Here is a 22106-nt window from a genome sequence, read left to right as displayed (position 1 = left end):
CGTCTCCTCATTGGCTGAACCACCCATGATAGGAATCCGGAGGGTTACACCCGGTCTCGGAGGTGACGCCCTCCCTACAATTGGCCCACCATGCGCATCCTCATCTCCAACGACGACGGCTATCTCGCGCCGGGCCTCGCGGCCCTGGTGAAGGCCTGCGAGGGCCTGGGCGAGATCGACGTCATCGCCCCCGAGCAGAACGCCAGCGGCACGTCCAACTCGCTCACCCTCGGCCGCCCGCTGAACGTCTACCGTGCGGCCAACGGCTTCCGCTACGTGAACGGCACGCCGTCGGACGGCGTCCATCTGGCCCTGACCGGCCTGCTGGGCTACCGGCCCGACCTCGTCGTCTCCGGCATCAACAACGGCGCCAACATGGGTGACGACACCCTCTACTCCGGCACCGTCGCCGCGGCGACCGAGGGCTATCTCTTCGGCATCCCGTCCATCGCCTTCTCGCAGGTCGAGAAGGGCTGGGGCGAGCTCGATGCCGCCGCCCGCACGGCGCGGAGCGTCATCGAGAAGGTGCTCGAAGGCGGCCTGGAGCGGGGCTTCCTGCTCAACGTCAACATCCCCAACGTGGCGGATGCCGACAAGCTGCCGCGCCGCATCACGCGGCTGGGCCGGCGCCACGCCAGCGAGGGCATCATCGAGCAGATCAACCCGCGCGGCGAGACCATCTACTGGATCGGGCCCGCGGGCGACGCGCGCGACGCGGGCGAGGGCACGGACTTCCATGCCACCGCCAACGGCCAGGTGTCGATCACGCCCTTGCAGGTGGACCTGACCGAGCACGCCTCCCTTGCTTCCTGGGCCCAGCGCCTGGGGGCCTGAATGAGCGCACCCAAGCGCTTCCCGGCCTCCCTCAAGCCGGCCGCCGCGCCGCAGCGCGAGCTGCTGATGCCCCAGCGCCACCTGCGCCAGGCCACCGCCGACGCCGCGCGCCTGGCCCGGCCCAGCGGCACGGGGCTGGATAGCGGGGCGGTCCGCCAGCGCATGGTCGACCGGCTGCGCGCCGAGGGCAAGTTCGACGAGCGCGTGCTCGCCGCCATGGCGGCCGTGCCGCGCCACGAGTTCGTCGACAGCGCCCTCGCCGCCCAGGCCTACGAAGACACGGCCCTGCCCATCGGCCATGGCCAGACCATCTCCAAGCCCTCGGTCGTCGCCCACATGCTGGGCCTGCTCTTCGCCGGCCCGGCGGCGCGCCAGCGCGGCTCCCTCGGGCGGGTGCTGGAGATCGGCACGGGCTGCGGCTACCAGGCCGCCGTCATCTCGCTGCTGGCGCGCCAGCTCACGTCCATCGAGCGCCTGCAGGGCCTGCACGACAAGGCCAAGCTCAACCTCCAGCGGGTGGCCCTGTCGCGTTCGCCGCGCCTCATCTGGGGCGATGGGCGCGTCGGCCATGCGGCCAGCGGCCCCTTCGACAGCATCATCGCGGCGGCCGGCGGCGAGGACATTCCCTCCGCGTGGATGGAGCAGCTCGCACCGGGTGGGCGCCTCGTCGCGCCCACCGCCGCGGGCGGCCGGGGGCAGGTGCTGGTGGTGCTCGATCACGTCGTGGAGGCGGGCATCAGCCGCTGGGTTCGGAGCGAGCACGAGGCAGTTCTGTTCGTCCCCCTAAAATCTGGCGTTGTCTGACGGGGCCGCTGGCGCACCGCGCCACACAATCCGGGCGGCCTTCAAACGTGCGTTAGCCACACGATGCCCTCAAGCCTGCGCTACACCTTTCTCGTCCTCACCTCCTCACTGCTGCTGACTGCCTGCGGCACCTCGCTGCACCGCGCGCCGGTCGAGGACCGCAACCCGCAGCAGCCCAAGGCCAGTGCTCCCGCCGCGCCGGCCTCCGCGGCGTCGGCCGCGTCGGCGCCCGAAGTCAAGTTGCCGCCCGGCGCCGAGAACGCCGGCAAGCCGGGCTACTACACCGTCAAGCCGGGCGACGCTCTGGCCCGCATCGCCCTGGACAACGGCCAGAGCTGGCGCGACCTGGCGAAGTGGAACAGCCTCGACAATCCCAACCGCATCGAGGTGGGCCAGGTGCTTCGCGTGGTGCCGCCGGGCGTCGATGCCTCGGCTGTCACGGCCAAGCCGATTGCCAGCGCGGGCAAGGTCGAGGCCCGGCCGTTGGATGCCAAGCCGCCGGCGTCTTCGGCCAGCGCGGCATCGGCGCCGGCCACCCCCGCCGCACCGGCGCCGAGCCGCGAGGCGCCGGCTTCGGACGACGACAACCTCAACTGGGGCTGGCCCGTGGCCCAGCCCGTGACGGCCGGTTTCGACGAGCAGCGCAACAAAGGCCTGGACTTCGCCGGCAAGCCCGGCGACCCGGTGCTGGCTGTCGCCGATGGTCGCGTTGTTTACGCCGGTTCGGGGTTGCGCGGCTACGGCAACTTGGTCATCATCAAGCACAACAACACCTACCTGACGGCGTATGCCCACAACCGGGCGATGCTGGTCGAGCAGGATCAAGTCGTACGCAAGGGCCAGAGGATTGCCGAGATGGGTTCCACCGAGAGCGACACCGTCAAGCTGCACTTCGAAGTGCGCAAGCTCGGCAAGCCCGTCGATCCGGCCAAGCTGCTCCCTCCGCGCTGAGCGAGCGGCCAGTACCCTTGCACCGGGCCAGCGAACACGCCATGAAACGCGCTGTGCCCAAACTCAACGGTCACCATGACAGCGGCGCGCCCGGCGTGATGTTGTCCGCACTGGGTGGCGCCGAGCCTGATGCCGCCGCAGCGCCCGCGCCCGACGAGGACGTACAGGTGCTGCGCGGCGGCAGCGACGAGGTCGAGGTCGGCAACGCCCTGCAGGCCTATCTGCGCGACATCCGGCGCACGCCGCTGCTGACGCCGCAGCAGGAGTTCGACACCGCCCAGGCCGCACGCGCGGGCGACTTCGATGCCCGCCAGGCGATGATCGAGCACAACCTGAGGCTCGTGGTCAGCATCGCCAAGAACTACCTCGGCCGCGGCCTGCCGATGAGCGACCTCATCGAGGAGGGCAACCTCGGGCTGATGCATGCGATCAGCAAGTTCGAGCCGGAGCGGGGCTTCCGCTTCTCGACCTATTCGAGCTGGTGGATCCGCCAGAGCATCGAGCGGGCGCTGATGCACCAGGCCCGCCTCGTGCGACTGCCGGTTCACATCGTCCGCGAGTTGAATCAGGTGCTCAAGGCCCGGCGGGCCCTGGAGGCCCTGCAGAGCGCCCAGGGCGCCGAAGGCCGCGTGCGCGCCGAGGACGTCGCCCAGGCGCTGGGGCGCCCGGTGGAGGAGGTGGCTGAACTGCTGGCCTACGCGGAGTTGCCGAGTTCGCTGGACTCGCCGGTGGACCGCAACGGCGAGGGCGGTGAATCGATGCTGGACCTCGTCGCCGACGAGCAGGCCATCGACCCGATGGGCCTGCGCCTGTCGCACGAGGTCGAGGAGCTGCTGCGGCATGGCCTGGCCAGCCTGAACGACCGCGAGCGCGAGGTACTGGCGGGCCGTTACGGCCTGTCCGACCGGGAGCCGGAGACGCTGGATGTGCTGGCGATCCGCCTCAAGCTCACGCGCGAGCGCATCCGCCAGATCCAGATCGAGGCGCTGGCCAAGCTCAAGCGCAACATGATGCGCCACGGCGTGGACCGGGACAGCATCTTCTAGGTCCGCCGGGATAATCCCGGCCCTATGAATCAGACAACGGAATGGCTCAAGGTCGATTCGCTCGACCTCGAGGCGCAGGGCGTCGCGCACAACGCCGAGGGCAAGGTGGTCTTCATCGACGGCGCACTGCCAGGCGAGGTCGTGCAGGCGCAGATCGCCCGGCGCAAGAACAACTGGGAGCAGGGCACGCTGTCGGCGATCAAGAAAGAGAGCGCCCAGCGCGTGACGCCGGGCTGCCCGCATTTCGGCCTGCATGCGGGCGCCTGCGGCGGCTGCAAGATGCAGCACCTGCACCCGGCCGCGCAGGTGGCGGTGAAGCAGCGGGTGGTGGAGGACAACCTTTGGCACCTGGGCAAGGTGAAGGCCGAGACGCTGCTGCGGCCCATCGAAGGGCCGACCTGGGGCTATCGCTACCGCGCGCGCTTCTCGGTGCGCTACGTGGCCAAGAAGGGTGCGGTGCTGATCGGCTTCCACGAGCGCAAGAGCCGCTACGTGGCCGACATGCAGGTCTGCAAGGTGGTGCCGCGCCGGGTCAGCGACCTGCTGCTGCCGCTGCGCGGGCTGATCATGGCCATGGCCGAGCGCGACCGCCTGCCGCAGATCGAGCTGGCGATGGGCGACGAGGTCATCGCCCTGGTGCTGCGCCACCTCAACCCGCTGCCGCCCGGCGACCTGGCCCTGCTGCGCCAGTTCGCCGCCGAGCACGGCGTGCAGTGGTGGCTGCAGCCCAAGGGGCCGGACAGCGTGCGGCTGCTGGACGAGGGCGGCCCGCAACTCGCCTACGCGCTGCCGGAATTCGGCATCCGCATGCCCTTCAAGCCGACCGACTTCACCCAGGTCAATCCGCACATCAATGCGGCCCTGGTCGGCCGGGCGCTGCGCCTGCTGGCCGTGCGGCCTGGGGAGCGGGTGATCGACTGGTTCTGCGGCCTCGGCAACTTCACGCTGCCGCTGGCCACGCAGGCGCGCGAGGTGCTGGGCATCGAAGGCAGCGAGGCCCTGGTGGAGCGCTCGCGCGAGAACGCGGCGGCCAACGGCCTGGCGCACAAGACGAACTTCGTCGCCCGCAACCTCTTCGAGATGACGCCTTCGCTGCTGGCGGCCGACGGCATCGCCGACCGCTGGCTCGTCGACCCGCCGCGTGAAGGCGCATTCGCGCTGGCCAAGGCCGTGGCCGACATCGTGCAGGACCCCTCCCTGGCCCCGGGCTGGGCGCCACCCAGGCGCATCGTCTACGTGAGCTGCAATCCGGCGACCCTGGCGCGCGATGCCGGTCTGCTCGTGAACCTGGCGGGCTACCGCTGCACGGCGGCCAGCGCCGTGAACATGTTCCCGCACACGGCCCACGTGGAGAGCGTGGCTGTCTTCGACCGAGATGCGATGGCCTGAGGCGTTTTCGCCTTTTTAGTAAACACTCCCTTCGTCTTTGGCGGCATTGGAGGCTCATTGCCTCGATGGGCATCGGGTCAACCCGAGCTTTGTTCTGCAGGAATCTGCGGAAGAATAGATAAACAAAGAAAGTTTGTTTAGCTCTTCCGCCGGAGCCGGGATTCACTCGGCCCGGTGCCGTGAACCCTCAGGAGACCAAGAGGCCGGCCATGTTCCTCCGATCGAAACTCCCCCGCATGCTGGGCGCCGCCTGTCTGGCGCTCGGGCTGATCTCGTCCGCGTCCGCCCAGGGCGTCGACCTGCCGGCGCAGGCGCTCAAGCGCGGCGTCAACATCCTGGGCTACGACCCGCTCTGGACCGACCCGGCCAAGGCCCGCTTCCAGATGCGGCATCTGCAAGCCATCCGCGAGGGCGGTTTCGACCACGTGCGGCTCAACCTGCAGGCCTTCGAGCACATGGATGCCCAGGGCAGGCTGGCGCCGGCCTGGTTCAAGACGCTGGACGAGGTGCTTGCCTCGGCGCTCACTGCCGGCCTGCAGGTCATCGTGGACGAACACAACTTCACGGACTGCGCCAAGGCGCTGGACAGCTGCCGGGCCAAGCTCAAGGCCTTCTGGCGCCAGGTGGCGCCGCGCTACCGCGATGCCCCCGATGCGGTGCTCTTCGAGATCCTGAACGAGCCCAACGGCGAGGCCGATGCGCTGTGGAACGACATCCTCGCCGAGAACCTGCAGATCATCCGCGAGACGAACCCGAAGCGCCGCGTCGTCGTCGGCCCCAAGTTCTGGAACTCGATGGATCACCTCGACAGCCTCAGGCTGCCCGAGGCCGACCGCAACCTCGTGGTGACCTTCCACTACTACTCGCCATTCCCTTTCACCCACCAGGGGGCGCACTGGGTGGCGGACTTGAAGAACACTTCCGGCGTCACCTGGGGCGCGGCGGCCGAGCAGGAGCAGATCAAGAAGGACTTCGACAAGGTCAAGGCCTGGGCGCAGAAGACCGGCCGGCCCATCCTGCTGGGTGAATTCGGCGCCCTCGAGACCGGCCCGCTGGCCCAGCGCGTGGCCTGGACGTCCGCCGTCGCACGGGCCGCCGAGGCGCGCGGCTTTGGCTGGAGCTACTGGCAGTTCGATTCCGACTTCATCGTGTGGGACATGAAGGCCGATGGCTGGGTCAAGCCCATCCTGAATGCCCTCATTCCCTCGCCCGGCGCACCCGTGGCCACCGGCGCGGCGGCGCGCAGCAGCGACCCGGCGCTGGACCATCTCATCAACTCGGCCAAGGTGAGTGCCTGGTCGGTCTACGGCGATGGCCAGTCCACCCAGCAGGTGGCCTGCGAGGCCACCGGCAAAGCCTGCCTGCGCGTGGCGCTGCAGGGCCGGCGCCCCAACCCCTGGGACATCGGGGCCATCGCGCCCGTCACCGGCGACATCCGCAAGGGCGACAAGCTGCAGGTGCTGCTGTGGGCGCGCCTGGATACCGACGACACCAAGGCCCAGGCGACCGCGCCGGTGTCCCTTCAGCTCGGCGCTCCGCCCTACACGGCTCTCCTCTCCGGCTCGGCCGTGCTGACCGGCAAGCTCGAACCCGTCGTGCTGAGCGGCACGGCCCAGGCGGACCAGGCCGCGGGCACCGTCAACCTGTCGATGCAACTCGGCCAGGTCGGCCAGCCCGTGTGGCTGAGCGCGCCCTTCGTGCTGCGCAACTACACGCCGGCCAAATAAGGCTGCCGCTGGGGGGGCTGTGCCGGCAGCGAGCCGGCCACGAAAAAGGCGGCCCGCGGGCCGCCTTGTCACTTCGGGCGATGCGCCCGTTCAGTCGCGGTCGCCGCCGAAGATGCCGAGCAGGGAAAGCAGGCTCTGGAACACGTTGTAGAGGTCCAGGTAGATGTTCAGCGTCGCGCTGATGTAGTTGGTCTCGCCGCCGTCGATGACGCGCTTCACGTCGTAGAGCATGAAGGCGGAGAACACGCCCAGCGACAGCACCAGCACCGTCAGCAGCAGGGCCGACGACTGCAGGAAGACCGTGGCGATGCCCGCCACCATCAGCACCACCGCGCCCACCGTCAGGAACTTGCCCAGGGCGGAGAGGTCACGCTTGATGACGGTGGCCAGGCTGGCCATGGCGAAGAACACCGCCGCCGTACCGCCGAAGGCCGTCATGACCAGCGAGGTGCCGTTCTTGAAGCCGAGCACGTAGCCGATGAGCCGGGACAGCATCAGCCCCATGAAGAAGGTGAAGGCGAGCAGGGCGCCGACGCCCGCGGCCGACTCCTTGGTGCGCTCGATGACGAACATCAGGCCGAAGGCGCCGACGAAGAACACCAGCATGCTCACGCCGGGGCTCATCAGCCGGAACAGCCCGGTGGCGACGCCCACCCAGGCGCCCAGCACCGTGGGGACGAGGGACAGGGCCAGCAGCCAGTAGGTGTTGCGCAGCACGCGCTGGCGGTCGGCGGCTAGGCCCGCGCCGCCGTAGGCGTATTGGGTTTGCAGGCTTTCGTTCATGGTCGCGAATCTCCGAGGGATCGACAGGAAACAGCACGGATTCTAGGTCCGGGCCGGACGGCTACATTGGGGCCTTCCGCATGCAAATCAAGACCATGAAGCCGCAGATCCAACTTGAACTCGAAGACGTCAAGCGCATTGCCGCCGCCGCCGAAGCCCATGCCGTGAGCAAGGGCTGGGCCGTGTCCATCGCCATCGTCGACGCCGGCGGCCATCTGTTGTGGCTGCAGCGCCTGGACGGTGCGGCGCCCATCTCCGCCCAGATCGCTCCGGCGAAAGCCCATACCGCCGCCCTCGGTCGGCGCGAAAGCAAGACCTACGAGGACATGATCAACCAGGGCCGCGTCTCCTTCCTGAGCGCACCCGGCCTGCAAGGCCTGCTCGAGGGCGGTGTGCCCGTCCTGGTGGATGGCCAGTGCCTGGGCGCGGTCGGTGTCAGCGGCGTGAAGTCGTCCGAGGACGTGGAGATCGCCCGCGCCGGCATCGCGGCACTTTGAGGCGTCACGAGTGGGTCACGAAGCCTCCGTACTAACCCCAGTCGGCTATACTCGATGGGTTTATCTGAACCCCACTCGCTGCCCGCGCAAACCCACTCGGTTTCTTCAAGCTGATCCATCCTCGGACGGGTTGACGCTGGGCACGCCCCACTTGCGGAGACCTTTGTGCTGGCTGACCTCCTCCACCCCCCTCAGGCGATCTTGGCATTGGCGGATGGGACGGTGTTCCGAGGCCAATCCATCGGCGCGACGGGCCAGACGGTCGGCGAGGTGGTCTTCAACACCGCCCTGACCGGCTACCAGGAAATCCTGACCGATCCGAGCTACTGCAGGCAGATCGTCACGCTGACCTACCCGCACGTCGGCAGCTACGGCGTGAGCGAGGAGGACGTCGAGTCCGCCAAGGTCTTCGCCGCCGGCCTCGTGATCAAGGACCTGCCGCTGCGCGCGTCCAACTTCCGTTCCGGCCGCACCCTGGATGCCTATCTGCGCGAACAGGGAACCGTGGCCATCGCCGGCCTCGACACCCGCCGCCTGACCCGCGTGCTGCGCACCCGCGGCGCCCAGAACGGCTGCATCCTGGCCCTGGCGGCCGGCGAGGCGCTGACCCAGGCGCACATCGACCAGGCCGTCAGCGCCGCCAAGGCCGCGCCCTCGATGGCGGGCCTGGACCTTGCCAAGGTCGTGAGCCGGACCGGTCGCGAGGTCTGGACGCAGACGGAATGGAAGCTGGGCAGCGGCTACGGCACGCAGACCGCGCCGAGGTTCCACGTCGTGGCCTACGACTTCGGCATCAAGCACAACATCCTGCGCATGCTGGCCGAGCGGGGCTGCAAGGTCACCGTGGTGCCGGCCCAGACGCCGGCCAGCGAGGCGCTGGCCCTCAAGCCCGACGGCGTCTTCCTGTCCAACGGCCCCGGCGACCCGGAGCCCTGCGACTACGCCATCGAGGCGACGCGGCAGCTGATCGACTCGGGCCTGCCCGTCTTCGGCATCTGCCTGGGACACCAGATCCTGGCCCTGGCCAGCGGCGCCAGGACGTTCAAGATGAAGTTCGGCCACCACGGCGCTAACCACCCGGTGAAAGACCTGGACACCGGACGCGTGGGCATCACCAGCCAGAACCACGGCTTCGCGGTCGACCCCGACACCCTGCCGGCGAACCTGCGTGCCACCCACATCAGCCTGTTCGACGGCACGCTGCAGGGCATTGCCCGCACCGACAAGCCGGCCTTCAGCTTCCAGGGGCACCCCGAAGCCAGCCCCGGTCCGCACGACATCGCCTATCTGTTCGACCGTTTCGTGGCCTTGATGAGCAAGGCCTGAGGAGGCTGCGCATGTTCGGCATCACCGACCTCGGCACCTACCTGGCAGCGGCGATCTTCATCATCCTGCTGCCCGGGCCCAACTCGCTCTACGTGCTGTCCGTGGCGGCCCAGCGTGGCGTGCGCGCGGGCTACACGGCGGCCTGCGGCGTGTTCGTCGGCGACACGGTGCTGATGACGGCGGCCGCGGCCGGCGGCGCCTCGCTGCTGATGGCCAGCCCGCAGGTCTTCTTCGTCGTGAAGATGGCCGGCGCGGTCTACCTGGGATGGCTGGGCCTGCAGCTGCTGCGTGGCGGCCTGAAGAGCTGGCGCGGTGAGGCGCAGTCCGAAGCGCCGCGCGTCGTCGACGCTCGCCAGCCTTTCCGCAAGGCCTTGGTCGTCAGCCTGCTCAACCCCAAGGCCATCGCCTTCCTGCTGTCCTTCTTCATCCAGTTCGTCGATCCGGCCTACCCGCATCACGCGCTGACCTTCCTGATCCTCGGCACCATCATCCAGGTACTGAGCTTTCTCTACCTCTCGACACTGATCTTCGCCGGCGCCCGCCTTGCCGCGGCCTTCCGTGCCCGCCGTCGACTCTCTGGCGCCGCCAATGCCGGCGTCGGTGCACTTTTCGTTGGGTTCGGGGCCAAGCTGGCCACGGCCACGCTCTAAGCCCACTCGCAAGCCATGCCAAAACGTACAGACCTCAAGAGCATCCTCATCATCGGCGCCGGCCCGATCATCATCGGCCAGGCCTGCGAGTTCGACTATTCCGGTGCCCAGGCCTGCAAGGCGCTGCGCGAGGAGGGCTACAAGGTCATCCTGGTCAACAGCAATCCGGCGACCATCATGACGGACCCGGACACCGCGGACGTCACCTACATCGAACCCATCACCTGGCAGGTCGTCGAGAAGATCATCGCCAAGGAGCGGCCCGACGCCGTGCTGCCTACCATGGGCGGCCAGACGGCGCTGAACTGCGCCCTGGACCTGCACAAGCACGGCGTGCTGGCCAAATATGGCGTCGAGATGATCGGCGCCAACGAGACCGCCATCGAGAAGGCCGAGGACCGTCTCAAGTTCAAGGACGCGATGACCAAGATCGGCCTGGACTCGGCCAAGTCCGGCATCGCCCACACGCTGGAGGAGGCCTGGGCCGTGCAGAAGCGCATCCAGGCCGAGATCGGCGGCAGCGGCTTCCCCATGGTCATCCGCCCGAGCTTCACCCTCGGCGGCACGGGCGGCGGCATCGCCTACAACCCGGAAGAGTTCGAGACCATCTGCAAGCGTGGCCTCGACCTCTCGCCCACCAACGAGCTGCTCATCGAAGAGAGCCTGATCGGCTGGAAGGAGTACGAGATGGAGGTCGTCCGCGACAAGGCGGACAACTGCATCATCGTCTGCTCCATCGAGAACCTCGACCCCATGGGCATCCACACCGGCGACTCCATCACCGTGGCGCCCAGCCAGACGCTGTCCGACAAGGAATATCAGCTGCTGCGCAATGCGTCCCTCGCCGTGCTGCGCGAGATCGGCGTGGACACCGGCGGCTCCAACGTGCAGTTCTCGATCAACCCGAAGAACGGCCGCATGATCGTCATCGAGATGAACCCGCGCGTGTCGCGTTCGTCGGCGCTGGCGTCCAAGGCCACGGGCTTCCCCATCGCCAAGGTCGCCGCCAAGCTGGCCGTGGGCTACACGCTGGACGAGCTGAAGAACGACATCACCGGCGGCGCCACGCCGGCGAGCTTCGAGCCGAGCATCGACTACGTCGTCACCAAGATCCCGCGCTTCGCCTTCGAGAAGTTCCCGATGGCCGATTCGCGCCTGACGACGCAGATGAAGTCCGTGGGCGAGGTGATGGCCATGGGCCGGACCTTCCAGGAGTCCTTCCAGAAGGCCCTGCGCGGCCTGGAGACCGGCATCGACGGCCTGACGGAACGGTCCACGGACCGCGAGGAGATCGTCCAGGAAATCGGCGAAGCCGGCCCCGAGCGCATCCTTTTCGTCGCCGACGCCTTCCGCATCGGCATGACGCTGGATGAGATCCACGACGAGACCGCCATCGACCCGTGGTTCCTGGCCCAGATCGAGCAACTCGTGTGCATCGAGGCTGATCTCAAGGGCCGCTCGGTGGACTCCCTGAGTGCAGCTGAGCTGCGCCTGCTCAAGACCAAGGGCTTCTCGGACAAGCGCCTGGCCCAGCTGCTGGGCACCCACCAGCACGCCGTGCGCGCACGGCGCCATGCGTTGAACGTGCGGCCGGTCTACAAGCGCGTGGACACCTGCGCGGCCGAGTTCGCCACCCAGACGGCCTACCTCTACTCGACCTACGAGGGCGAGGACGCCGAGTGCGAGGCCCAGCCCACCGACAAGAAGAAGATCATGGTGTTGGGCGGTGGCCCGAACCGCATCGGCCAGGGCATCGAGTTCGACTACTGCTGCGTGCACGCCGCGCTCGCCATGCGCGAGGACGGCTACGAGACGCTGATGGTCAACTGCAACCCCGAGACCGTCTCGACCGACTACGACACCAGCGACCGCCTCTACTTTGAGCCCGTCACGCTGGAAGACGTGCTGGAGATCGTCGACAAGGAAAAGCCGGCCGGCGTCATCGTGCAGTACGGCGGCCAGACGCCGCTCAAGCTCGCGCTCGACCTGGAGCGCGCCGGCGTGCCCATCATCGGCACGACGCCCGACAGCATCGACATCGCCGAGGACCGCGAGCGCTTCCAGAAACTGCTGCACGAGCTGGGCCTGAAGCAGCCGCCCAACCGCACCGCGCGCACCGAGGAGCAGGCCGTGCAACTGGCCAACGAGATCGGCTACCCGCTGGTGGTGCGCCCGAGCTACGTGCTGGGCGGCCGCGCGATGGAGATCGTGCACGGTGACAAGGACCTGGAGCGCTACATGCGCGAAGCCGTGCGCGTCAGCGAGAAGTCGCCTGTGCTGCTCGACCACTTCCTGCAGGACGCCGTCGAGGTCGACGTCGACTGCATCTCCGACGGCACCGACGTGATGATCGGCGGCATCATGGAGCACATCGAGGCTGCGGGCATCCACTCCGGCGACTCGGCCTGTTCGCTGCCGCCCTACACGCTGGCCGCGGACGTGCAGGACGAACTGCGCCGCCAGACGGCCGCGATGGCCCGCGCGCTCAAGGTGGTGGGCCTGATGAACGTGCAGTTCGCCATCCAGGGCGACGTCGCCCGGGGCCTGGAACACTGCACGATCTACGTGCTGGAAGTGAACCCGCGCGCCTCGCGCACGGTGCCCTACGTCTCCAAGGCGACGGGCCAGCAGCTCGCCAAGATCGCCGCTCGCTGCATGGCCGGGCAGAAGCTCGCCGACCAGCGCGACCGCAAGGGCCGCGTGCCGGCCGAGGTCGTGCCGCCTTACTTCAGCGTCAAGGAAGCGGTCTTCCCGTTCAACAAGTTCCCCGGCGTGGACCCCATTCTCAGCCCCGAGATGCGCTCCACCGGCGAAGTCATGGGCTCGGCCCGCACCTTCGGCGAGGCCATGCTGAAGAGCCAGATCGGTGCCGGCTCCCGCCTGCCCCGCGAGGGCAACGTGCTGATCACGGTGAAGAACAGCGACAAGGTCCGCGCCGTGGAGGTGGCCAAGGAGCTCCATGCCCTCGGGTTCGGCGTGGTGGCGACGCGCGGCACGGCGGCGGCCATCGCCGAGGCCGGCGTGCCGGTCAAGCAGATCAACAAGATCAAGGACGGCCGGCCGCACATCGTCGACGCCTTGAAGGGCGGCGACATCCAGCTCGTCTTCACGACGGTGGACGAGACGCGCACGGCGATTGCCGACAGCCGCTACATTCGCCAGGCGGCCCTGGCCAACCGCGTGACCTACTACACCACGATGGCCGGCTGCGAGGCGGCGGTCGAGGGCATGAAGCACCGCGACGGCCTGCTCGTGCAATCCCTGCAAGAGCTGCACGCCGAGCTGGCTTAAACTACAGCCCAACGATTCCGCCGCAGCAGCCCTGAAACGGGGCCGCAGCGGCGGAACTCTTTTTGCCATCGAGTTTTGACATGACGACCATTCCCCTGACCAAGCGTGGCGCCGAGGCGCTCAAGGCCGAGCTGCACCGCCTCAAGACCGTCGAGCGTCATGCCGTCGTCCAGGCGATCGCCGAGGCGCGGGCCCAGGGTGACCTGAGCGAAAACGCCGAGTACGACGCCGCCAAGGACAAGCAGGGCTTCATCGAAGGCCGCATCCTCGAGATCGAAGGCAAGCTCGCGGCGGCGCAGATCATCGACCCGGCGGCCCTGGATGCCGGCGGCCGCGTGGTCTTCGGCGCCACGGTCGACCTGGAGGACGAGGACAGCGGCAAGGCCGTCACCTACCAGATCACCGGCGACGACGAGGCCGACATCAAGCTCGGCCGCATCTCCATCAGCTCGCCCATCGCCCGCGCCCTGATCGGCAAGGAAGCCGGCGACACGGCTGAAGTGCAGGCGCCCGGCGGTATCCGCCGCTACGAAATCATCAACGTCCGCTACGAGTGATGTTCGCCCGGGTGCAAGCCCTGCTGGCCGCCCTCTGGGGCGGCTTTTTGCTGTGCATCGCCTTCGTGGCGACGCCGAGCGCTTTCGCCGTGCTGGAGCGGGCGCAGGCAGGCGCCTTCGTGGCGCGCGTGTTCGCCATCGAAGCGCAGGTCAGCCTGGCCGTGGGCCTGGTGCTGATGATGATCGAGCGCCGCATCGCCCGGGACACCGTCGAAGCGGGCGGGCCGAGCCGGCAGTTCTCGATGCGGCTGCTGCTGCCGGTGGTGGCGCTGTTCTGCACCATCGCGGGCTACTACGGCCTGCAGCCGCTGATGGCGAGCGCTAGGGCCGGCACCGGCGTCGCGTCCTTCGCGGCCCTGCACGGCGTGTCGCTGGCCTTCTTCGGCGTGAAGGGCCTGGCCGTGCTGGCGCTGGCCTGGATCAGTCTGCGACGGACTTCTTGACGCTGGTCGGCTTGCGCTTCTTGGCGCGCTTGATCTCGCCGCCTTGGGTCACGCGCTCGTTGCCCATGACCTTGACCTTGGCAACGGTCGGCCGGGCATTGCCGCTCTTGGAGAACTTGACGATCTTCACGACGCGGGGGCCGGGCATCGCGCCTTCGCGCTCGGAGCGGGCCTTCTCGGGGATGGGGCGCCACAGCACCAGCAGCTTGCCGATGTGCTGGATGGGCGCGGCGTTCAGCTCGTCGCAGAGCTGGGCCAGCATGGCTTCACGGCCATCGCGGTCGTCGCTGAAGACCCGGACCTTGATGAGGCCATGGGCGTTGAGAGCGGCATCCGTCTCCTTGACGACGGCAGGGGTCAGGCCCTCGCCGCCAATCATCACGACCGGGTCTAGATGATGGGCATCGGCGCGCTTTTCCTTGCGCTGGGCGGGGGGCAGATTGATTTGAGGCATCTCCGTATTATCCGGTGGGTATGAAAACGCAGACAAAGAGCAAGAAGGTCAACAAGGCGTGGTTGAACGACCACGTCAACGACCCGTACGTGAGGCAGGCCCAGAAGGAGGGCTACCGGGCCCGTGCCGCTTACAAATTGAAAGAGATCGACGAGGAACTGCGCCTGATCAAGCCCGGCCAGGTCGTCGTGGACCTCGGCGCCTCTCCCGGCGCCTGGAGCCAGTACCTGCGGCGCCGGTTCGCCCCCAAGGAGGCGGGGCAGGGCGGGGCGGCGGTGGGTCAGCTCAACGGCACCATCATCGCGCTGGACCTGCTGGACTTCGAGCCCATCGAAGGCGTGCAGTTCATCCAGGGCGATTTCCAGGAGGAGGCCGTTCTCGCCCAACTGGAGCAGGCCCTGGCCGGCCGGCCGGTGGACGTGGTCGTGTCGGACATGGCGCCCAACCTGTCGGGCATCGCCTCCACCGACGCGGCACGCATCTCCGGCCTGGTCGAACTGGCCGTGGACTTCGCCGGCCGCCACCTCAAACCCGACGGTGCGCTGGTGGCAAAAGTCTTCCACGGCAGCGGCTACAGCCAGCTGGTGGACCTCTTCAAGGCGAACTTCCGCACGGTCAAGGCCCTCAAGCCCAAGGCCTCGCGGGATCGCTCTTCCGAGACATTTCTGGTGGGCCTGGGGTTGAAAAACCGCTGATTACAGGGGTAGCCCCCTTGCCTCACCTAAAATCACCCCCACTGTCCTGAAACCCGCGCTGGGCCATCAGGGCCAAGGAGTCGCAGTGAACAATCAGTGGTTTTCTAAGTTCGCCGTCTGGATCGTGATCGCATTGGTGCTGTTCACGGTCGTCAAGCAGTTCGGTGGAGCGACGGCGCCCGGCAACCAGATCGGTTACTCGGAGTTCCTCGACGAGGTGCAGGCGCGCCGCATCAAGCAGGTCACGCTGACCGAGGGCGGGGCCAGCGGCGCCGAGATCCTGGCGGAGACCACCGACGGCAAGAAGCTGCGCGTCACCGCCACTTACCTGGACCGCGGCCTGATCGGCGACCTGCGCAACAACGGCATCAAGTTCGACGTCAAGCCGCGCGAGGAGCAGAGCTTCCTGATCAGCATGCTGATCAACTGGACGCCCATGCTGCTGCTGATCGGCGTGTGGGTCTACTTCATGCGGCAGATGCAGGGGGGCGGCAAGGGCGGGGCGTTCAGCTTCGGCAAGTCCAAGGCCCGCATGCTGGACGAGGCCAACAACAGCATCACCTTCGCCGACGTGGCCGGCTGTGACGAGGCCAAGGAAGAGGTGAAGGAACTGGTCGATTTTCTGAAGGACCCGCAGAAGTTCCAGAAGCTCGGAGGCCGCATCCCGCGCGGCGTGCTGATGGTCGGCCCTCCCGGCACCGGCAAGACGCTGCTGGCCAAGTCCATCGCCGGCGAGGCCAAGGTGCCCTTCTTCACGATCTCGGGCTCCGACTTCGTCGAGATGTTCGTCGGCGTGGGCGCTGCCCGCGTGCGCGACATGTTCGAGCAGGCCAAGAAGAGCGCCCCTTGCATCATCTTCATCGACGAAATCGACGCCGTCGGCCGCCATCGTGGCGCGGGCCTGGGCGGCGGCAACGACGAGCGCGAGCAGACCCTCAACCAGATGCTCGTCGAGATGGACGGCTTCGACACCAACCTGGGTGTCATCGTCATCGCGGCCACGAACCGCCCGGATATCCTCGACCCCGCGCTGCTGCGGCCGGGCCGCTTCGACCGCCAGGTCTACGTCACGCTGCCGGACATCCGCGGTCGTGAGCAGATCCTGAACGTGCACATGCGCAAGGTGCCCATCGGCCAGGACGTGAACGCGTCCATCCTGGCGCGCGGCACGCCCGGCATGAGCGGTGCCGACCTGGCCAACCTCGTCAACGAGGCCGCGCTGTTCGCCGCTCGCCGCAATGCCCGCCTCGTGGAAATGATCGACTTCGAGCGCGCCAAGGACAAGCTCTACATGGGCCCCGAGCGCAAGAGCATGGTCATGACCGAGGACGAGAAGCGCGCCACGGCCTATCACGAGTCCGGCCACGCCGTCGTCGCCGAACTGCTGCCCAACACCGACCCGGTCCACAAGGTCACGATCATGCCGCGCGGCCGTGCGCTGGGCGTGACCTGGCAACTGCCCGAGCGCGACCAGCACAGCCTGTACTTCAAGCAGATGCTCAACAGCATCAGCATCATGTTCGGTGGCCGCATCGCGGAGGATCTGTTCGTCCACGACATCTCCACCGGCGCGTCCAACGACTACGAGCGCGCCACCCGCATGGCCCGCGACATGGTCACGCGCTACGGCATGAGCGAGCTGCTGGGCCCGATGGTCTATGCCGAGAACGAGGGCGAAGTCTTCCTCGGCCGCAGCATGACCAAGACGGCCAACATCAGCGAGAACACGCAGCAGAAGGTCGACGCCGAGATCCGCCGCATCCTCGACGAGCAGTACGCCGTTGCGCAGAAGATCCTGGAGGACAACCGCGACAAGGTCGAGGCGATGACCGAGGCCCTGATGAAGTGGGAGACCATCGACCGCGACCAGATCCTCGACATCATGGCCGGCCGCCCGCCGCGCGAGCCGGGCGGCACCCAGACGCCCAGCAGCGGCCCGACGGGCGGCACGCCGCCTGTCAGCACCGACGGCGCTCCCGCCGCGGCCTGACCCCCACCCCACTCGACGGGCCCGGCTTCCACCGGGCCCGTTGTCTTTGCGAACCCGCCCATGCACTGGCAGACCCGCCGCTTCCGCATCGACCTCAGCCGCCCGCGCGTGATGGCCATCGTCAACGTGACGCCCGACTCCTTCTCGGACGGCGGCCGGCACGGCGACAGCCGCGCTGCCATCGCCCACTGCGAGCGCCTGGTGGCCGAAGGCGCCGACATCCTGGACATCGGCGGCGAATCGACCCGGCCCGGCGCGCCACGCGTCGATGCCGACAGCGAATGGGCCCGCATCGAGACGGTGGTGACGGCCGCGGTGACCCTGGGCGTGCCGGTGTCCGTCGACACCTGCAAGACCGAGGTGATGCGCCGGGCCTTGGACGCGGGCGTCGACATCGTGAACGACGTGCAGGCGTTGCAGCAGCCGGGAGCGCTCGCCGCCGTCGCCGGCAGTGGCGCGGGCGTGTGCCTGATGCACATGCGGGGCGAGCCGGCGTCCATGATGGAACTCGCCGCCTATGACGACGTCGTGGCCGACGTTGCGGCCTTCCTGGCGCAGCGGGCCCGCGTGGCGCGCGAATCCGGCATCCCGGCCGAGTGCATCGTGCTCGATCCGGGCTACGGCTTTGCCAAGACCTCGACGCACAACCTGCAACTGCTCGCCGGCCAGCGCCGGCTGCTCGGCCTGGGCTATCCGCTGCTGGCGGGCTGGTCGCGCAAGCGCACCCTGGGCGACATCACCGGCCGGCCGGTGGACCAACGCCTGGCGGCCAGCCTGGCGGCGGCCTTGCGGGCCGCCAGCGCCGGCGCGAGCGTGCTGCGCGTGCACGATGTCGCGGCAACCGTGGACGCGCTCAAGGTCTGGGCCGCCGTCGATGCGGCGACAATTCCGGCCACTGAATATGAGGAAGAAGCTCGATGAGCCGCAAGTATTTCGGGACCGACGGCATTCGAGGCACGGTCGGCCAGGCCCCCATCACGCCGGATTTCATGCTGCGCCTGGGCCATGCCGTCGGCCGCGTCCTGCGCAAGACGGCCAAGCGCCCCACGGTATTGATCGGCAAGGACACGCGCATCTCCGGCTACATGATCGAGTCGGCCCTGGAGGCCGGTTTCGCCTCCGCCGGCGTCAACGTGCTGCTGACCGGCCCGCTGCCCACGCCGGGCGTCGCCTACCTGACCCGCGCCCTGCGCCAGGATCTCGGCGTCGTCATCAGCGCCTCGCACAACCCCTTTGCCGACAATGGCATCAAGTTCTTCTCCGCCAAGGGCGAGAAGCTGCCGGACGCCTGGGAGCAGGCGGTCGAGGCCGCCCTCGACGAAGCGCCCCAATGGGTGGATTCCGCCAGCCTCGGCCGCGCCAAGCGGCTGGAGGACGCCCGCGGCCGCTACATCGAGTTCTGCAAGAACAGCTTCGGCTCGGACCTGACGCTCAAGGGCCTGAAGATCGTCGTCGATGCGGCCCACGGTGCGGCCTACCACGTCGCCCCTGACGTCTTCCACGAGCTGGGCGCCGAGGTCGTGGCCATCGGCTGCAAGCCCGACGGCTTCAACATCAATGCCGGCTTCGGCGCGACGGCGCCTGCGGCGCTGGTCGAGGCCGTCAAGGCCAACGGCGCGGACTATGGCGTGGCGCTGGATGGCGACGCCGACCGGCTGCAACTCGTGGACGCCCAGGGACGCCTCTACAACGGCGACGAACTGCTCTACGTGATGGTGGCCGACCGCCTGGCCCAGGGCCAGCGCGTGCCGGGCGCCGTCGGCACCTTGATGACCAACATGGCCGTCGAGCTGGCCCTGCGTTCACGCGACGTCGAATTCGTGCGAGCCAAGGTCGGCGACCGCTACGTGCTCGAGGAACTGGCCGCCCGCGGCTGGCAACTGGGCGGCGAGGGCTCCGGCCACCTGCTGGCCCTGGACAAGCACACGACGGGCGATGGCATCGTCAGCGCCCTGCTGGTGCTGCAGTCCGTCTGCCGCAGCGGCCGTAGCCTGGCCGAGCAACTCGACGGCGTGGAACTCTTCCCGCAGACCCTGATCAACGTGCGCCTGTCGGCTGGCCAGGACTGGAAGGGCAGCACGCGTCTGGCCGAAGCCGAAGCCGCCGTGACGGCCGAGCTGGCCGACCGCGGACGGGTGCTGATCCGCGCCTCGGGCACCGAGCCGCTGCTGCGCGTCATGGTGGAGGCCTCGGACGCCGCACTGGCCCAGCGCTGCGCCCAACGGCTGGCCGAGGCCGTGGCCGCCTGAGGCCCAGGCGCCCGCCGCCCCCTCCGAAGCCGCCTTCGAGCGGCTTTTTCGTGTCCGCTGCGGAAAATGACAGTACGGTGACGGCCGAATGACGTTGTCACAAAAGGCGCGAGATGGCTTCACAGAGGATGTGCGACGCGCTCCAATGGCCCGATGCGTGAATCGATGGTCACCGATTCGTCACATTGCATCCCTAGGATGCCAGTCATCGTCAAACCCGCCACGCGGAAGGTGCTTCAGATGAATATGGTCCAGGTCAGCAAGTCGTTCGCCCTCGTCGCGGGGCTCCTCGGTGCCCAGGTGGCATTTGCCCAGGACGTGACCGGTGCCGGCGCGACTTTCCCCGCGCCGATCTACGCCAAGTGGGCCGACGCCTACGCCAAGGCGACGGGCGCGCACATCAACTACCAGTCCGTGGGCTCGGGCGCCGGCATCAAGCAGATCAAGGCCAAGACGGTCGACTTCGGCGCCTCGGACATGCCGCTGAAGGACGAAGACCTGGCCAAGGATGGCCTGCTGCAGTTCCCGACCGTCATCGGCGGCGTCGTGCCCGTCGTCAACATCAAGGGCATCGCTGCCGGCCAGATGAAGCTGACCGGCACCGTGCTGGCCGACATCTACCTCGGCAAGGTCACCAAGTGGAACGACCCCGCCATCACGGCCCTGAACCCGGGCGTCGCCCTGCCGGACGCCGCCATCGCCCCGGTGGCCCGCGCCGACGGCTCGGGCACGACCTTCATCTTCACGAACTACCTGTCCAAGGTGAGTTCCGAGTGGAAGGAGAAGGTCGGCGAAGGCACCACGGTCAAGTGGCTGGCCGGCACCGCCGGCAAGGGCAATGAAGGCGTGGCCGCCTTCGTGCAGCGCCTGCCCAACTCCATCGGCTACGTCGAGTACGCCTATGTGAAGCAGAACAAGATGACCTACGTCCAGCTGAAGAACAAGGACGGCCAGTGGGTCAGCCCGAACGACGACGCCTTCAAGGCCGCCGCCGCCGGCGCCGACTGGAACAAGACCTTCTACCAGATCACGACCGACCAGCCCGGCAAGGCCGCCTGGCCCATCACCAACCCGACCTACATCCTGATGTTCAAGTCGCAGGACAAGGCCGCCAACGCCAGCGCCGTGCTCAAGTTCTTCGAGTGGGCCTACAGCAGCGGCGACAAGATGGCCGACGACCTCGACTACGTGCCGCTGCCCGCCTCCGTGAAGGACCTGGTGCGCAAGCAGTGGGGCGAGATCAAGGACACGTCGGGCAAGGCTGTTTCCTACAAGTGATTCCTGGGGCGCTCGGCCCGGCCCGGCAATGCCGGGCTTTGCCACATCCGCGGCGCCCCTCACTCCTCAACACCTCGGAGGTTCCTTGGCCGCCATACTTCCCGCCGACAGCGCCGGCGCTGATCGCAGCGAACCTCAGCCGGACACCACTCCCATGAGCCCCCGGCCCGAGCGCCGCCGCGTGGCCCCCTGGGCCGATGCCCTGTTCGCGGCCCTCTCGCAGGGCGCGGCCTGGCTGACGCTGGCCCTGATGGTGGGCATCCTCGTCTCACTGATCGCCGGTGCCGCCCCGGCGCTGAAAGCCTTCGGGCTGGGGTTCCTGACCAGCGCGGAGTGGGACCCGGTGCAGGAGAAGTTCGGCGGCCTGGTGATGATCTACGGCACGCTGGCCACGTCCCTGATCGCCCTGGTCATCGCGGTGCCGGTCAGCTTCGGCATCGCCATCTTCCTGACCGAGCTGTCGCCCGGCTGGCTCAAGCGGCCCCTGGGCATCGCCATCGAACTGCTGGCCGCCGTGCCCTCCATCGTCTACGGCATGTGGGGCCTGCTGGTCTTCGGGCCCATCCTCGCCACCTTCGTGCAGGCACCGTTGCAGGCCGTCTTCGGCGGCGTGCCCCTCATCGGCTCGCTGTTCTCGGGCCCGCCGGTGGGCATCGGCATCCTGTCGGCCGGCATCATCCTGGCGATCATGATCATCCCGTTCATCGCCTCGGTGATGCGGGATGTGTTCGAGGTGACGCCGCCCATGCTCAAGGAGAGCGCCTACGGCCTGGGCGCCACGACCTGGGAGGTCGTCTCGCGCGTCGTGCTTCCCTTCACCAAGACGGGTGTCGTCGGCGGCATCATGCTCGGCCTGGGGCGTGCCCTGGGCGAGACGATGGCGGTCACCTTCGTCATCGGCAACATGAACCAGCTCAACTCGCTGTCGGTCTTCGAGGCCGCCAACAGCATCACCTCGACGCTGGCCAACGAGTTCGCCGAAGCCGGCGAAGGCCTGCACCAGGCCTCGCTGATGTACCTCGGCCTGGTGCTCTTCCTGATCACCTTCGTCGTGCTGTCCATCTCCAAGCTGCTGCTGCTGCGGCTGAAGAGGAACGAAGGGGCCCGTTCATGAGCACCGCAGTGCAACGCAGGGAGATTCG

Annotated in this window: 20 protein-coding genes; 18 read left to right on the top strand and 2 right to left on the bottom strand. The window is 68.2% G+C overall.

Annotated features, from left to right (window positions below):
• The first annotated feature begins 90 nt into the window (after positions 1-90).
• The 6 genes from surE (at position 91) to LXT12_RS05935 (ending at position 6751) form a co-directional block, all read left to right on the top strand.
• Positions 91-834 (top strand): 5'/3'-nucleotidase SurE, encoded by a 744-nt coding sequence (gene surE, locus LXT12_RS05960; protein ID WP_233390411.1) that lies wholly within the window; start codon positions 91-93, stop codon positions 832-834.
• Complete coding sequence (locus LXT12_RS05955) at positions 835-1638, top strand: protein-L-isoaspartate(D-aspartate) O-methyltransferase (RefSeq protein ID WP_233390409.1); 804 nt, start codon at positions 835-837, stop codon at positions 1636-1638.
• Between the two features lie 63 nt (positions 1639-1701).
• Positions 1702-2589 (top strand): peptidoglycan DD-metalloendopeptidase family protein, encoded by an 888-nt coding sequence (locus tag LXT12_RS05950; RefSeq protein ID WP_233390407.1) that lies wholly within the window; start codon positions 1702-1704, stop codon positions 2587-2589.
• 98 nt (positions 2590-2687) lie between these two features.
• Positions 2688-3635: an RNA polymerase sigma factor RpoS gene (gene rpoS, locus LXT12_RS05945; protein ID WP_419964762.1), complete on the top strand. Its 948-nt coding sequence runs from the start codon at positions 2688-2690 to the stop codon at positions 3633-3635.
• Positions 3636-3659: 24 nt separating this feature from the next.
• Positions 3660-5024, top strand: coding sequence for a 23S rRNA (uracil(1939)-C(5))-methyltransferase RlmD (rlmD, locus tag LXT12_RS05940; protein ID WP_233390403.1), 1365 nt, complete (start codon positions 3660-3662; stop codon positions 5022-5024).
• Between the two features lie 209 nt (positions 5025-5233).
• Positions 5234-6751 carry a glycoside hydrolase family 5 protein gene (locus tag LXT12_RS05935; RefSeq protein ID WP_233390401.1) on the top strand — a complete coding sequence of 506 codons (1518 nt, stop codon included), beginning with the start codon at positions 5234-5236 and terminating at the stop codon, positions 6749-6751.
• A 90-nt stretch (positions 6752-6841) separates the two neighbouring features.
• Here the strand turns inward: LXT12_RS05935 and LXT12_RS05930 are convergent, their stop codons facing one another.
• Entirely contained in the window at positions 6842-7534 is a 693-nt protein-coding gene (locus tag LXT12_RS05930) for a Bax inhibitor-1/YccA family protein (RefSeq protein WP_233390399.1), read from the bottom strand.
• Between the two features lie 95 nt (positions 7535-7629).
• Here LXT12_RS05930 and LXT12_RS05925 point away from each other — a divergent pair, with 95 nt between their 5' ends.
• The 6 genes from LXT12_RS05925 to LXT12_RS05900 all read left to right on the top strand — a co-directional run bounded on the left by LXT12_RS05925 (position 7630) and on the right by LXT12_RS05900 (position 14298).
• Entirely contained in the window at positions 7630-8031 is a 402-nt protein-coding gene (locus LXT12_RS05925) for a GlcG/HbpS family heme-binding protein (protein ID WP_233390811.1), read from the top strand.
• Between the two features lie 165 nt (positions 8032-8196).
• The gene (gene carA / locus LXT12_RS05920; protein ID WP_233390397.1) at positions 8197-9357 is read left to right on the top strand and encodes a glutamine-hydrolyzing carbamoyl-phosphate synthase small subunit; all 1161 of its coding nucleotides are present in this window, start codon (positions 8197-8199) and stop codon (positions 9355-9357) included.
• A gap of 11 nt (positions 9358-9368) precedes the next feature.
• Positions 9369-10007: a leucine efflux protein LeuE gene (gene leuE / locus LXT12_RS05915; RefSeq protein WP_233390395.1), complete on the top strand. Its 639-nt coding sequence runs from the start codon at positions 9369-9371 to the stop codon at positions 10005-10007.
• A 15-nt stretch (positions 10008-10022) separates the two neighbouring features.
• Positions 10023-13298 carry a carbamoyl-phosphate synthase large subunit gene (carB, locus tag LXT12_RS05910; protein ID WP_233390393.1) on the top strand — a complete coding sequence of 1092 codons (3276 nt, stop codon included), beginning with the start codon at positions 10023-10025 and terminating at the stop codon, positions 13296-13298.
• An 80-nt stretch (positions 13299-13378) separates the two neighbouring features.
• On the top strand, positions 13379-13855 hold the full coding sequence (greA, locus tag LXT12_RS05905) for a transcription elongation factor GreA (protein WP_233390392.1): 477 nt from the start codon (positions 13379-13381) through the stop codon (positions 13853-13855).
• Complete coding sequence (locus LXT12_RS05900; RefSeq protein WP_233390390.1) at positions 13855-14298, top strand: DUF4149 domain-containing protein; 444 nt, start codon at positions 13855-13857, stop codon at positions 14296-14298. The genes greA and LXT12_RS05900 overlap by 1 nt, the downstream gene beginning before the upstream one ends.
• On the opposite strand, the gene LXT12_RS05895 is transcribed toward LXT12_RS05900, so the two are convergent.
• Complete coding sequence (locus LXT12_RS05895) at positions 14276-14752, bottom strand: YhbY family RNA-binding protein (protein WP_233390388.1); 477 nt, start codon at positions 14750-14752, stop codon at positions 14276-14278. The genes LXT12_RS05900 and LXT12_RS05895 overlap by 23 nt on opposite strands.
• Positions 14753-14772: 20 nt before the next feature.
• Here LXT12_RS05895 and LXT12_RS05890 point away from each other — a divergent pair, with 20 nt between their 5' ends.
• The 6 genes from LXT12_RS05890 (at position 14773) to pstC (ending at position 22078) form a co-directional block, all read left to right on the top strand.
• Positions 14773-15447: an RlmE family RNA methyltransferase gene (locus tag LXT12_RS05890; RefSeq protein WP_233390386.1), complete on the top strand. Its 675-nt coding sequence runs from the start codon at positions 14773-14775 to the stop codon at positions 15445-15447.
• 85 nt (positions 15448-15532) lie between these two features.
• On the top strand, positions 15533-17437 hold the full coding sequence (ftsH, locus tag LXT12_RS05885) for an ATP-dependent zinc metalloprotease FtsH (RefSeq protein WP_349255009.1): 1905 nt from the start codon (positions 15533-15535) through the stop codon (positions 17435-17437).
• Between the two features lie 60 nt (positions 17438-17497).
• Positions 17498-18358, top strand: a complete 861-nt coding sequence (folP, locus tag LXT12_RS05880; protein ID WP_233390384.1) for a dihydropteroate synthase — start codon at positions 17498-17500, stop codon at positions 18356-18358.
• Entirely contained in the window at positions 18355-19686 is a 1332-nt protein-coding gene (gene glmM, locus LXT12_RS05875; protein ID WP_233390383.1) for a phosphoglucosamine mutase, read from the top strand. Before folP ends, glmM begins: the two co-directional genes overlap by 4 nt.
• Positions 19687-19932: 246 nt before the next feature.
• Positions 19933-20964 (top strand): phosphate ABC transporter substrate-binding protein PstS, encoded by a 1032-nt coding sequence (gene pstS / locus LXT12_RS05870; RefSeq protein ID WP_233390809.1) that lies wholly within the window; start codon positions 19933-19935, stop codon positions 20962-20964.
• A 154-nt stretch (positions 20965-21118) separates the two neighbouring features.
• Positions 21119-22078 carry a phosphate ABC transporter permease subunit PstC gene (gene pstC / locus LXT12_RS05865; protein ID WP_233390380.1) on the top strand — a complete coding sequence of 320 codons (960 nt, stop codon included), beginning with the start codon at positions 21119-21121 and terminating at the stop codon, positions 22076-22078.
• Positions 22079-22106 lie beyond the last annotated feature (28 nt).

It is taken from the genome of Pelomonas caseinilytica, from assembly GCF_021353235.1.
GTDB lineage: Bacteria > Pseudomonadota > Gammaproteobacteria > Burkholderiales > Burkholderiaceae_C > Pelomonas > Pelomonas caseinilytica.
This window is presented reverse-complemented; position numbering and strand designations above follow the sequence as displayed.